This is a genomic window from Wolbachia endosymbiont of Armadillidium arcangelii (assembly GCF_040207875.1).
Classification (GTDB): Bacteria; Pseudomonadota; Alphaproteobacteria; order Rickettsiales; family Anaplasmataceae; genus Wolbachia.
On sequence record NZ_CP157942.1, the window covers coordinates 194255 to 207847 of the forward strand.

At 34.4% G+C, this 13593-nt stretch carries 12 protein-coding genes, 2 tRNA genes and 1 pseudogene; 9 read left to right on the forward strand and 6 right to left on the reverse strand.

Translation table 11 applies throughout. From position 1 onward, the window contains the following. Window positions 1-22: 22 nt before the first annotated feature. From ABLO99_RS00945 to ABLO99_RS00955, 3 genes and pseudogenes are all read left to right on the forward strand, one after another. Window positions 23-365: pseudogene (locus ABLO99_RS00945) on the forward strand (transposase); the annotation flags it as partial. 239 nt (window positions 366-604) lie between these two features. After that, complete coding sequence (locus tag ABLO99_RS00950; protein WP_349967831.1) at window positions 605-793, forward strand: hypothetical protein; 189 nt, start codon at window positions 605-607, stop codon at window positions 791-793. Window positions 794-905: 112 nt separating this feature from the next. After that, window positions 906-1787 (forward strand): hypothetical protein, encoded by an 882-nt coding sequence (locus ABLO99_RS00955; RefSeq protein ID WP_349967834.1) that lies wholly within the window; start codon window positions 906-908, stop codon window positions 1785-1787. A 1003-nt stretch (window positions 1788-2790) separates the two neighbouring features. Here ABLO99_RS00955 and ABLO99_RS00965 read toward each other — a convergent pair. From ABLO99_RS00965 to der, 3 genes are all read right to left on the reverse strand, one after another. Continuing rightward, complete coding sequence (locus ABLO99_RS00965) at window positions 2791-3282, reverse strand: disulfide bond formation protein B (protein WP_349967835.1); 492 nt, start codon at window positions 3280-3282, stop codon at window positions 2791-2793. Window positions 3283-3373: 91 nt separating this feature from the next. Next, window positions 3374-4408 (reverse strand): hypothetical protein, encoded by a 1035-nt coding sequence (locus ABLO99_RS00970; protein ID WP_349967837.1) that lies wholly within the window; start codon window positions 4406-4408, stop codon window positions 3374-3376. Window positions 4409-4540: 132 nt separating this feature from the next. Further along, window positions 4541-5866, reverse strand: coding sequence for a ribosome biogenesis GTPase Der (gene der, locus ABLO99_RS00975; RefSeq protein ID WP_047759529.1), 1326 nt, complete (start codon window positions 5864-5866; stop codon window positions 4541-4543). A 137-nt stretch (window positions 5867-6003) separates the two neighbouring features. Between der and ABLO99_RS00980 the strand changes: the two genes are divergently transcribed. Together ABLO99_RS00980 and ABLO99_RS00985 are read left to right on the forward strand one after the other, a co-directional pair. Further along, window positions 6004-7026 (forward strand): hypothetical protein, encoded by a 1023-nt coding sequence (locus tag ABLO99_RS00980; protein WP_238580424.1) that lies wholly within the window; start codon window positions 6004-6006, stop codon window positions 7024-7026. A gap of 205 nt (window positions 7027-7231) precedes the next feature. Further along, a complete protein-coding gene (locus tag ABLO99_RS00985; protein ID WP_349967840.1) occupies window positions 7232-8749 on the forward strand; it encodes an acyl-CoA carboxylase subunit beta in 1518 nt (505 codons plus the stop codon). A 53-nt stretch (window positions 8750-8802) separates the two neighbouring features. On the opposite strand, the gene ABLO99_RS00990 is transcribed toward ABLO99_RS00985, so the two are convergent. Beyond that, a tRNA-Thr gene (locus tag ABLO99_RS00990) sits at window positions 8803-8875 on the reverse strand. Between the two features lie 28 nt (window positions 8876-8903). On the opposite strand from ABLO99_RS00990, the gene ABLO99_RS00995 reads away from it, so the two are divergent. Genes ABLO99_RS00995 through pdxH form a run of 3 tightly spaced genes read left to right on the forward strand, consistent with a single transcriptional unit; the run spans window position 8904 to window position 10428 of the window. Continuing rightward, window positions 8904-9038 carry a hypothetical protein gene (locus tag ABLO99_RS00995; RefSeq protein ID WP_349967842.1) on the forward strand — a complete coding sequence of 45 codons (135 nt, stop codon included), beginning with the start codon at window positions 8904-8906 and terminating at the stop codon, window positions 9036-9038. Further along, window positions 9004-9819 carry a bifunctional DNA-formamidopyrimidine glycosylase/DNA-(apurinic or apyrimidinic site) lyase gene (mutM, locus tag ABLO99_RS01000; protein WP_349967843.1) on the forward strand — a complete coding sequence of 272 codons (816 nt, stop codon included), beginning with the start codon at window positions 9004-9006 and terminating at the stop codon, window positions 9817-9819. The genes ABLO99_RS00995 and mutM overlap by 35 nt, the downstream gene beginning before the upstream one ends. Before the next feature lie 15 nt (window positions 9820-9834). Continuing rightward, the gene (gene pdxH, locus ABLO99_RS01005) at window positions 9835-10428 is read left to right on the forward strand and encodes a pyridoxamine 5'-phosphate oxidase (RefSeq protein WP_349967845.1); all 594 of its coding nucleotides are present in this window, start codon (window positions 9835-9837) and stop codon (window positions 10426-10428) included. 207 nt (window positions 10429-10635) lie between these two features. Here the strand turns inward: pdxH and ABLO99_RS01010 are convergent, their stop codons facing one another. Beyond that, window positions 10636-10866: a hypothetical protein gene (locus ABLO99_RS01010; RefSeq protein ID WP_349967847.1), complete on the reverse strand. Its 231-nt coding sequence runs from the start codon at window positions 10864-10866 to the stop codon at window positions 10636-10638. Window positions 10867-11252: 386 nt separating this feature from the next. Continuing rightward, a tRNA-Met gene (locus tag ABLO99_RS01015) sits at window positions 11253-11329 on the reverse strand. Window positions 11330-11402: 73 nt separating this feature from the next. Here ABLO99_RS01015 and ABLO99_RS01020 point away from each other — a divergent pair. Next, a complete protein-coding gene (locus ABLO99_RS01020; RefSeq protein ID WP_349967850.1) occupies window positions 11403-13535 on the forward strand; it encodes a ComEC/Rec2 family competence protein in 2133 nt (710 codons plus the stop codon). Window positions 13536-13593: the final 58 nt, after the last annotated feature.

Genomic DNA, 13593 nt, shown 5'->3' on the forward strand with positions numbered 1-13593 from the left:
TTAAGCGAATAGTACTACCGATTTGGTAGATTACAAAAAGTTAGAAACCTATCGTCTATAAGGGAAGGCAGACCATTGACAGGAAGAGATGACACCATTCATAAAAAGGCTGCTGGAAGCAAGTCTGGAAGGTGAAATGGAAAGCCATCTATCAAATAATAGGAACGAAGAAAATAATCGCAGAAACAGGAAAGACTTTACGCACAAGTGCAGGGTCATTTGAACTGTTAACACTAAGAGATAGGGAGGGAAGCTTTGAACCGCAAATAGCCAAAAAAAGGCAAATAAGCCTACACCCGGAACTTGAAGCAAAGGTCTTAAGTACATATGCCAGACCAATTGATCCAAAAGAAACTTGTTCTCATGCTTGCTGGTTTTGGTTGCTGGAGACGAGTATTTTATCTTAAAATTTTAATAATATATATTAAAGGGCTAGCAATAATGAATTTGGGAATAATTAGGAAAACTCATAGTAATTTTATCCTTCAAACAGAATGGGGTCTAATTTATTAATTAAGCAATATAATTAATAATTACATTAATTTGACATGTCATTAAAATAGTATTAAACTGTATGTACAAAACGATGAATTAGGGAGTTTTAATGTTGAGCAATATTATAGAATCTGATACGAAAGCTTTAGCTAAGGTATTCAGTAACAAAGAATTTTATAGACCAGTTGATGGTAACAAAAAAGATTATAAAACTTACCTAGCAGATATAGTTTCAGGGGATCACGTGATAGAACTAAATAAAGTAGAAAGTAGTTTTACCAAAAGAAATAATACCTAATCAGGTTACCTCGCATGTCTTCGTTTTTGCTTATAGGAAAGACCCTTTAGTTTTACCAATTTTATTACAATACTTTACTCATAAAAATTTACTAAAAGAAGCAAAAGAGGATTTGAATAAGGTAAATCAAAAATTGCAAGATTTAATGGGCGAGGAGATAAAGAAGTTGAAGGAAGAGCAGAAGATGGCACGCAAAGAGATAGCTGAGTTATCTGCTAAAGAAGTAAATGTAAAACAAGATGAAGAAGTTGCTAAAAAGGGTGCAAAAATCACTGAAACTGCATCTAGAATTGAGGAAATTGAGCTATATAAAGAGCACGTAAGAAATCTTCTTAGTGGTGAAAAAGTGATATCCAGAACTTATCCAAAGGAATATTATTCTATACTGAAAGATGAGCTTACAACAATAATAGAAAAGAAACTAAAAGCTTATGTAGAGGATGATGAAGCTGGTGTTAAAAAAACATACCAAAGCCTTAATAGTAAAAAGGAAAGAATTAAAACGATAAAACGTGTATATACTATATCAGTGATTACCATTGTATTTTCATTTGCGTTCTTTTTCCTCTGTCCATTTTATTGTCATATTATATTTGGAGGTCCAACAGTAGATCAGTATTTCTGTTATTCCTTGTTAGCAGTTCCACCTGCTATAATAGCATGTGCAATAGCAGGTATAGCTTTCTTAATAAAGATATACTGTTGGAAAGGTTTTGCAAGGGAAATAGAAGACTTTATAGAAGGACCAAAACACGTAGATAAAGCAACCAACACTGAAAATGAAAAAGAGCTAGAACAAACAGAAAAAGAACAGGATGTGGAAGATTTAATAGATCTTAGCGATAGCGGACAATTATTAACGCCTTCAGCACCACCATTGGAGGAGGAAGTGAAAGAGCGAATGTACCCAATTTTTGATCTTCAAAAGGAGTTAGATTCAATAGAAGTTACCTCTTTTACTCTCCCTAACACTGACCTTACCCAGAAAAAGTAGAGAGGAAGTAAAGAAGTTTTTGCTATGAAAATAAAAAGTTCAGGAATGCAATGTAGAATGTCTACGCTGTTTATTATAAAAAATTTCTATATATTCAAATATTGCGGTGTTGTGCAGAGTATTGTGAAGTATCAATGAGTATGAGTGAACTAAAAAAGCTCTCTGAAACAGCATTATCATAACAACAACCTTTGTCTAGAAATAATACTTTTTGTACTCAGTAAAAATTGATAATTTTTAGAGGTGTATTGTGATCCTTGATCGCTATAAGCAGATTTGCGCAATAGCCATATCTATGCCTATCAACTAAATCTATTATTGCCAACCATCCTTGATTGGTTTTTATGTACGTAAACCCATATCTTGTTTAGTTGATCAGTGGTGAAATTCTGATTCAATATGTTATTTGTAGTTTTAAACCTTCATCTAAGCTTAGCTTGAATGCCATTTTTCTGCATAACATTGTTTTGATTTTACCTAAAGCCTTTAATTCAGTTTAGGAGCTCCGTACCTGCATTGTGATGCTTTTCTTTGTATGAGCTCTTCTCTTATTGTTTTTTTCTGAGTAATCCATCTATACAAGCAGATACGTTCAAAAACCTTCATAATTCCCGTGTTTTATAGCAGTTTTCATGTTCTTTTATAAAAACTCTTTTTGGTTTGCAAAATATCCCAGGGCTTTTTTTAAAATGTCTCTTTCTCTCGTTGCCAGCTCTTTCTTTAAATCAAACTTTTCTTTGTCACAAGTTCCTTTTCCTGGGTTCCAGACATTGTATGTTTTTACCCACCTGCTTAGCCGCTAATACCCAAATCTCTTCCTATTTTTGCTGATGATTGACCTGTTTCTTTTTCCAGTCTTCATTTTTGCATTCTGCTGTATGTTCTCTTCTTTTTGTCATATCACACCTCTTTGAAAAAACTTCTTAACTTCCTCTCTACTTTTTCTGGGTAAGGTCAATATGTTCTGTTATTGCTTTCAAACTTCCAGCTACATATACTCTTGCTATTTTTTGCACCAATTGTGCCTTAAATTTCTTTCTTTACAATACATCTTACCTGATACAAACAGGGCTACTATAAGGTAAATAAGATTCCATGTTGCTAAGGAAATTCCAAAAATATAATGAGGTCTGTCACAAGATGGAGAGTAATTAGGGTTCAACAGATTATTTCTTAGCTCTTCTACACTGACATTGCCACTTGCTTGCTCTGTACAGCCTAAAACATCATGAAATAAGTGAAGCTCAAGACCTACATGATAAAAAGATATTATCGCACCAATGAGATAGCTGCAAAACATCGCATAGATTAGAATTTTGTTGCCTTTTAGCATATACACTACTGCAAGTAATCCTGTAACATAGTAAACTACTCGCTCGTACATACATAACTCGCACGGTAGCATATTGAAAAAATACTCCAGCACATATGCAAAAATTAAAGCAACAGCACTTGATAAGAGAAAAATTGTAGAACTGTTATTTATATCTGACATAGTTAATGAGTTACCACAACAATCGAAAAAGTCAACTTTTGTTTAGTATTGCTCTATATGATTATAGAGCAATACATGTCACTTTTTTTATCTAACTTCTATACATATGCTCACAACTTGATACTGATTTGACTTGGATACTAGTTGCAACACTAGCATCACCATCTATTCTTGCAATCTCTTCCTTGGTATACAATTCATTCTTATTCTTCATCCAGCTGTTATCATATTGAATATCAACCTTCCCTCCATTGATTTTAAACCCAAACGCTCTTTGTATAATCGATCTTTTCACTTTGAAAAACCTGTCCCGATATTCGTCATAATTTTTACAATCAGACAAAGAAATAGAAGGCTTTTCATCAAGTGGGGTACGACTTATCATATTTTCCATCATTGTATAAATATGATGTAGTGATGATCGAAGCATAGGATAATGCTTTTGGAATCTATACTTCATTTCATTATAAACTTCCATAATCTTTACTCTACCAGTATCACTTACAGCAATTATAGCATTTTCAATATTTGGTATACCGTCATAATCGTGACCTGTTTCGTCATTTTCAGCAACTAGAAAACCCTGCTTAGCCTGAATCTCACCAAGTTTTTCGTTTTCTTTAGGTAAAATATCAAAATCGAAATAGATCATAGGAGACTTCAGTGCCAACAACATAAATATACGCATGCTGTCTATCTCAACACCAAAAGATAATCTTTTACTTTCTGGAATAGAGTATAGATCTCTAAAATATCGAGATACAGTGTATTTAGAACATTGAGACAGTTCAATTTCCTTATCCGGTTGTAAATGAAAGCTAAATTCATACTCTCTTAAATCCAGCTCATTAAAGTCTATAAGCTCTATGTTTTTGTTTGGGTTAAATTCTCTGTTTGATATTTTATTTTCCAACTCTTTACGTTGCTCAGGAGTAAAACCAGATCCATTTATTACTAATTTCACTACACGCGTATCTTCCCTTTTTGCCCATTCGCTCAATCTCTCCAAATATTTTTCTGGAATCGGGTATCCATATCGCCTTGGAAGCCACTGAAATACTAAAGGTGTATCAACCGTGAAAGTATGTGGAGATCCAGGCCTTAAATCTTGTCCCTTATAATTCATAGCAAAAGTACTAAATAAGTTAATACTTTACTATGTAATATTAATTTATCAACTATTTATTTAAGTAATATTATTCACTTATTAACAATACTAATAAGACAAAAAGCTATATTCTTAATAAAACAAGATTACCTACTTTACATAGGGATTTTTATTCTTTTTCAAAAGTAATCTGACTGGTACGCCTTCAACAAAGAAGTTTTTTCTAAGACCATTAGTTAAATAACGTTTATAATTTTCATCAGCACTCTCAGGGACATTGCATATCAAAGAAAAAGCCGGAGGTTTGGTGCCAATTTGAGCAATATACTTCATTTTAATCTCTCTACCTTTTACAAGTGGGTGAGAATGTTTTTCCACAGCATCTATTAGCCACTTATTCAGTTTTGCAGTGCTGATCTTCTTGTTCAAGGATTCACTCACTTCAAGACACTTATCTATTACATCACCGCAGCGCATACCTTTCAACGCAGAAATTGTTACAGTTGGCACTTCCAAAAATAACCGAGTCACTTCCTGTTGTTTGACAAATTTTATTAGCTTACTTCTGTCATCCTTACCTATTAAATCCCACTTATTTAAAACAATGATAATTCCCTTCCCCCCTTTAATTGCAGCTTCAGCAATTGATAAATCCTGCTGCTCAACGCCAAGCAGGGAGTCTAGCATTAAAACTACCACATGAGAGCGCTTTATTGACTCTATGCTTTTTTCAACAAATCTTGATTCTAAATTGTCAATAACATTTGCCTTTCTACGGATTCCCGCAGTATCGATGAGAGTGATAAGTTTTCCATTATGGTCGTATGAGATATCCACAGAGTCACGCGTGGTACCGGGTTTTGAGCTTACTATTAGTCTATTTTCTGCAAGTAAACTGTTTAAAAAAGTTGATTTTCCAACGTTTGGGCGACCGATGATCGCAATCCTCAGTCTAATGGACTCACTTTCAGGCAGCTCAGTGCCTTTACTAAAACCTTCAATAACACCAGCTAATGCATCGTAAAGATCAACCATACCAAGATTATGTTCGGCTGAGATGTATACCGGACCTATGAAATTGAAAAACTGCAAATAATCAACGTTTTCCGATTTATGACTTTCACATTTGTTTGCTATTAGTATTACAGGTTTATTCGTTTTTCTCTTCAGCCACTTTGCAAACTCTTTGTTCTGCTCATTTTGCACTTTTGCATCAACAAGAAAGAAAACTACATCTACGCTCAATAAAGAAAACTCTATTTGTTCAATAACTTGTAGTGAAAAACTGGTTTGATCGTTCCATCCTCCTGTATCTATGACTTTAAACTCCAAATCGCTAATTCTTCCAACTCCTTCTCGTCTATCTCTCGTTACTCCTGGAATGTCACTAACTACCGCTGCTTTTCTTCTTATTAGCCTATTAAAAAGAGTTGACTTACCTGCATTTGGAAGGCCTATTATAGCAATTTTCAGCATAGTTTAAGAGCATGTTTTGTACATAGTAGATTATAATCAAAATTTTTCATTTTAACTATTGACTTGATAGATTATATACTTATTCTGAAATTGGGATATTTTATCTTAAGTTTATTATATAAAGTTGGAGGGTAGTTATGTTAGCATTCGAGCAAGTACAAAGTTTAGAATCAGAACAACAAAAGTTACAGGGGAATGTATTAGAAAAAAATTCACAAAGATTTGGAGAAAAGTTTATACCAACCGCAGCAATACATGAGCATGTTGACGAAAAGATGGCAGACAACATCTTTGCTGGGTTGCGTGATATGTATACAGTAGAGTTTGAATATAACATAGCATCAGACAAACCTATAACTGTAGCTGTAGAAAATATGGCAGAGGGGTTTCAAAAATCTATAAAGCATTGGAAACAAGAAAAGATCATGTTTAGCGCGCCAGTGTATGTAAGTAGAGGAGATGGACCAATACTAGATTATATGATAAAGAAGCTTCACCATCTCAAAAATAATGACGTAAACATTAATGAGGACGGCAAACGCAAACTAGAGCCTGTTTTATCAGAAGTGTATGATCTAGTTTCAAAAGGTAATCATGTAAGTGAAAAAGTGTTAAAACTATTGCCAGAAGGTATAATCGAAAAACGTAAAGAATACTTACAAAACCTAAAGAAAATTGCAAGTGAAAGTATTGATCATGGTGAAAAAGACAGAGTTATAGTAGAAAGAGATAATGCGTTTTATTGTGTAAAATACTCAGAAAAAAGCATTGTAAGTCCTGCAAAATTTTTGAACAACTCAGAATTTCAAAATTTAGAGGGAATACTAAAAGTTGGAAAAGATAATACAATAAAAATAAGAGATGGACAATATCACGGTGTAAAAGGCAAAGTAAAAATGACCTTTGAAGTAGGCGATGAAAAAATTGAAATGGTTTTATTCTCTGAAAAAGCTGAGGATTTTGGCAATATAATGGTACATATGGATGATAAAAGCTGTGAAGTCTTCTTAAAGCATTGTGCAGAGCTAGAAAAAGAGACTCGTATAAGCAAGGTCATTGAAGCTGCCAAAAGCTTTGTGCAAACAAAAAGCAATGCGCCTTCTTCTAATCTAGACGATACTAATCTATCTCAGCATTCTAAGGAAGTTCTAACAGTGTAAGCTGATAGACAAAGCATGTACACTGTTTAACAGTGTACAATTGCTTGGCGTTAAAAATGCTAGACTATAAATCTGTTTCTGATAGTCGCAGTAACCACGTGCAGTTTCATCAATTTCGTTAGACCTTAAGAAGGTGTTTATGTCAAAATAGACACTGCAAAAAAGTAATGTATACTTAACTTATTGAAAAATAACTTCCCTTGATATGCAAGACTTTCAAATACTAGAAACTAAAACATTAGAAGCTGAAAAAGGAGGCGGTCCTGTTAGGGTTAACAAGCAACATGAAAAAGGAAAGCTAACCGCTAGAGAAAGGCTGAGTATACTGCTAGATGAAAATTCATTTCAAGAATATGATAAATTTGTAAAACATCACGCAACTGATTTTGGCATGCAAAATGCTAATTTTTTAGGTGATGGCGTTATAATTGGCCACGGTACTATTTATGGCAGAAAAGTTTTTGTTTACTCTCAGGATTTCACTGTCTTTGGCGGATCACTTGGTGCATCACATGCAAAAAAAATATGCAAAATTATGGATATGGCAATTAATGCCAGGGTTCCAATTATCGGACTAAACGATTCTGGTGGAGCTAGAATCCAAGAAGGAGTAAGTTCCCTTGCTGGTTACGGAGAAATTTTTCAAAGGAATGTAAATGCATCAGGCGTTGTACCACAAATCTCTCTAATCATGGGTCCATGTGCTGGTGGTGCAGTTTATTCTCCAGCACTGACTGACTTTACTTTCATGGTGAAAAACAGCTCATACATGTTTATAACCGGGCCAGATGTAGTAAAAAAAGTTACATACGAGGACGTAAGCCACGAAGATCTTGGTGGAGCAAAAATCCATACAAGCAAAACAGGAGTCGCAGACTTTGCATTTAATAATGATGTTGAAATGCTGCTAAAAATGCGTGAATTCTTCACCTTTTTGCCGGCAAATAATCAACAATCCCCGAAACCTGTACCAATCTGCAATGATGTCGATGATGTTGATGAATCTTTAAACACTTTAATTCCTCATAATCCTAATACTCCCTACGATATGTATGAACTGATTGAAAAGGTGTGTGATGAAAGGAAGTTCTTTGAACTAAAACCCGATTTTGCTCGTAACATCATAATCGGTTTTAGTAGAATTGGAGGTAACACTGTTGGTGTTGTTGCAAATCAACCTATGCATCTTGCGGGATGTTTGGATATTGACTCTTCAAGAAAAGCTGCAAGGTTTGTAAGGTTTTGTGACGCATTTAACATTCCCATCATCACACTTATTGATGTTCCAGGGTTTCTGCCAGGTACAAATCAAGAATACAATAATATAATACAGCACGGAGCAAAATTGCTTTATGCTTACGCTGAAGCGACCGTGCCGAAAATTAGTTTGATCACCAGAAAAGCGTATGGTGGTGCATATATTGTCATGAACTCTAAACATCTAAAAGGTGATATAAATTACGCTTGGCCAACTGCTGAAATAGCTGTGATGGGCCCTGAGGGTGCAGTTGAAATTATATTTCGACGTGAAAAAGATCAACAAACACTGGCTAAAGAGTACAAAGAAAAGTTCGCTAATCCATTTTTTGCCGCATCACATGGGTATATTGATGATATAATAGTGCCAAGTAAAACAAGGTATCACTTTCACAAAGCGCTAGAGCTACTCAAAAACAAGAAAGTAGAAAGGATATGGAAAAAGCATGATAACCTACCTCTGTAACTTTCTTTTAAGCCTTGCTTGCAAGTTATGCAATATTATAAGTGTAATCAGTGTGCCGTTACCAAGACTCGAACTTGGGACCTCGTCATTACCAATGACGTACTCTACCACCTGAGCTACAACGGCAAGTTCACGTATTATGATAATGAATAACATGAAAAAAAATAAGGAAAAAGAAGAAGAGAAAAAAAGATTGGCAAAAGCTTTAAAGCAAAATATTCTAAAAAGAAAAAAACAGCAACAGAGTAGACAAGATGCCAGAGCTCCCAGAAGTGGAAGTAATCTCTAACTTCTTGCTTGATAAAATTAAAAACAAGCAAATTAGTAATGTTATAGTTAATAATTGGAATTTACGTACCCCAATAACAAAAAATATTGATGATTTGCTAAAGGGCAAAATTATAAACGATATCAAGCGTAGAGGTAAATATATAATCTGGCACGCAGATAATAATTCGGCTATAATCATACATCTTGGCATGAGCGGAAAGCTTATATATGCTGACCACGATCAAGTGCGGAATAAGCACGATCACGTGGTATTTTTATTTTCTGACAACACTTCAATAATCTTTAATGACCCAAGAAGGTTTGGATTAGTGATTGTTTTAAACAGAGAACAAGAACTAAACTTTTTTAATAACCTCGGAATAGAACCTCTCACAGATGAATTCAGTGGAGGCTATCTGCGGGAGTTGCTGAAGAACAAAAAAGTAAATATCAAATCTGCATTAATGGATAATAAATTGATAGTTGGGGTGGGCAATATATATGCTTCTGAAAGTTTATTTAGAGCCTGCATATCACCACTTAGGCCAGCACAAGACTTGACATATACAGAGTGCAAAAAACTTGCTACTGAAATAAAAAATACTCTGAGTGATGCAATTGCTACTGGTGGTTCAACACTGAAAGATTATGCACAGCCATCTGGATTTGCTGGATACTTTCAAAATAACTTTTACGTATATGGTAAAGTGCAAAAGCCTTGCAAGATCTGCAACAATATCATAACACTTATACGACAAAATGGGCGTAGCACTTATTTTTGCAATTCATGTCAGAATTAAATTTTATTTTTGAATATGACATTCTTACCTAAAAAAGATCCTTTTGATTTGTTTTCAAAGTGGTATGAAGAAGTACTCAATTCGTCATATAGAGAACCACCTGCAATGACACTAGCAACTTGTAGCAAAGACTGTATTCCATCTGCAAGAGTAGTATTACTAAAGGAATACAGCAAAGAAGATTTTGTGTTTTTCACTAACGTAAACAGTAAAAAAGGGAAAGAATTGACTGAGAACCCCAAAGCTGCGTTAGTGTTTCACTGGACAGAATTTTCTAGACAAGTACGAATTGAAGGAGAGGTTAAGCTTCTAAGCGGTAAAAAGGCTGACGAATATTTCTCTTCTCGAGCACGCGATAGTCAAATTAGCGCATGGTGCTCAAAACAATCGAGCGTTCTAAAAAATTGGCAAGATTTTGAGCAAGCCATCAAATTGAAGGAGAAGGAATTTTACAACACACAAGTTCCCCGTCCTGACTTTTGGATGGGATTTTGTGTAATACCAAAAGTAATTGAATTTTGGCAAGAGGGTGAACACAGGAGACATACCAGGTTTAGATATACTCTTGTTGAAGAAAGCAATTGGAAAATAGAACAACTATATCCTTAATTTTAGATATGCGCTTGATGTTATTCAGCCTTTCTTGTCATCCAAGTAAGCTCCCTTATCCTAAAGTTGGGAAACTTGTCTTTTCATTATAAACTCTCTTTAATAGACTACTTCTTTTTTCTCATCAAGTTTTTCTTAACCTGATGCGCTCCACTGTACAGGTTTTCACATCACTTGCTGGGTGCAGAGATATTGATTTTCGATAAGTCAACTGTTATCTACTGATGAGCTAGGTCTGGTATCCTTCATATGTTGTACCAAAAGCTCCATAACCTTTTTTTGCCCAAGAAATTGCTGAAATGAACATAGTGCATTCGGATCAACTAACCCAAGAAATCTCTGGAATGCTTGTAGATTCGAGCTATCATTATGCCAGCTACTGTTTTTAAGCAAGAATACTTTATATTGCTCTTGGCAACTTATTTGAATTTTTTTCATGCTTGCTATATTCACCAACTTATTAGAATTTCTGAATCAAGTATTTACTGACTCTTTTAGCTATAAACATTAAGAAGTTTACCAGCAAAAAAAAAGACAAAGAATCCCCGTAATAGCTAGTTACTCTACTCTTTATTTTAAAATTTGACGTTGGGTGATGTCTTAAACAGCGTTTTTCAGCTTATGTGGGTAAAAACCCGAAAATTTTGTAAAGACATAGGATGCACATAGTGCAAAAATAGTACACCAAATACAAGTCTTCTTGTCGTTTTAATCTGCACAGATTGGGAAGTTAAATAATATAGCTTCATTCTCATGGTAATGAGGTTGACGAAATTTGTCAAGTTGTTTCTATCTGAAACCACAATATTTGTACAGTTGGAAGATGGTTGCGGGAGTAGGATTTGAACCTACGACCTTCAGGTTATGAGCCTGACGAGCTACCGAGCTGCTCCATCCCGCGTCGTTGCTTATTTATTATTATATATGCAATAATAAATAATATAAAGAATAAAATCACACTATTACGTATATTTATGTATCTATTAACCTTTTTTAACATAATAGTAAATTATATACGTAACAATCTACGCAATGAAAAATATAACCTGATACTGTGGGTTCCTGTTTTTCAGTGTGTAGGGGCCTTAACCTATTTTTCCCTAAATTGTGAACCAAGCTGTATATCTATTTTTCTTTTGCTTTCACCTATACTAATTTTGATTGCCATATTACATAAAAAGTACGCGATATTATGTATCGCTTTAATTGCAGTGCTTGTAGGATTTACAGCCAGCAAATTAAGAACGGCTTCAATAGACACTAAAATCCTCGACAAAGAAAAGTACGTAAAAGATATTGTTGCTACAGTGAAGGATATTAACGATAGGGGCTCATATAAACAATTTTTGCTTTCTGTCTCTACTATCTCAAAATCCTCTCCTGTCATCCCAGCACCCCCTTTTGTCATCCCAGTACTTGATACTGGGATCCAGAAAAAAAAGATATGGTCACGCGCTGGAATGACACCGGATAGAGCTCTAGATAACATCAGAATATCAGTTATAACTAAAGTGGAAGAAGGCATTAAAATAGGCGATCAAGTAAAATTATCAGCAAAACTCTTCCCTCTAAAGATTGCGCCTTCGGAGTATGCATATGATTTTGCACGAATAGCATATTACCAGAAAATAAGTGCAACAGGTTTTGCAACAAGCAAAATAGTCCTGCACAAGAAGGCTGAAGCAAGGAAATTTCAGGAGTATATAGAATCTTTCCGTCAGTATATCTATGAAAACCTGCAGCAAAATACCAAAAAACCACATGCGGACATAATTTCTGCATTATTAATTGGCAAAAAAGACGGGATAGATCAAAAAACTATGAATGCAATACGAGACTCAGGTATAGCACATTTATTCGCTATATCTGGTCTACATTTATCGTTCGTTGCTGGTCTATTTTTTATAGTATTTCGTAATTTATTCGCAATATCTGAAACTTTGACTCTTAAGTATAACACCAAGAAAATATCTGCATTCCTTACTATTTTACCAACCACGTTTTATTTATTGATCACTGGTATGCAAATTTCCGCTCAGCGTGCCTACATTATGGTGATTTTAGTACTCGTTGCAATAATGATAGAGAGAAAATATCGAGGATTAATAGCAATTGCGTTTGCTGCTTCGGTGATACTTATAATAGAACCAGAAGCAATCTTAAAACCAGGCTTTCAGATGTCATTTTCTGCTGTCTTGGCGTTGGTTGCCAGTTATCAGATTAATGCCAATAAATTTTTAAAAATAAAAATAATAAAATATTTTGTGTCGATAATGATCAGCTCAGTAATAGCAAGCTTAGCAACGGTTCCATATACAATATATAATTTTAATTATTTTTCAATCAGCGGCATTATTACAAATCTGATTGCCATACCAATAGTTACACTCATTATTATTCCACTTGGAATAATCTATGTTTTGTTGATTCCCTTAGGCATTGAGTGGATTATAACGCCGCTAATAGAACGACCAATTGAAAGCGTTTTGTACATAACAAATGCAATAGCTAATCTTCAGTATCTAATTATTCCCATTCGCACTTTTCCTGCCTCATCAATTATTATCATAACACTTGGTTTATTGTGGCTGTGCTTGTGGGAAAGAAATTGGCGTTTCTTGGGAATTTTCTTTATTGTGCTGGGTATTTGCTTTAGCACCGCATATAAAACCCCCGACATCCTAATAAATGCTGATAATGTTGCTGTAAAAGAAAGTGATAACTTACTATATTCTCTCACCAGGAAAAATAGGAACTTTGTTGTCAAAACATGGGCGAAGCAAAATGGGCAGAACCAAATTTTGAATCATACAAAATATAGCAATCCAGATAAAAGACTAAAGTGCAACGATTATGGCTGTATATATAATAAAGGAAATAGTAAGTCAGTGTTGCTAGCTTACAAAAAAGAAGATATTCTAGAAAATTGTGGTAAAGTTGATTTAATAATCCAACTAAGTGAATTCAACTATTCAGTTTGTAATACTAAAACTATCAAATATGCCGATTTAGGAACGTATGGCACACATTCTGCTTGGTTAACAAATCGTTACGTAAAGATTAATACAGTGCGCTCCAATAGGCCTTGGCATATGTTGAAAAATTAAGAAACTTGATTTTAAGGTTGGTTAATGTATACCTAAATAAATTCAAACTAGAAAAATG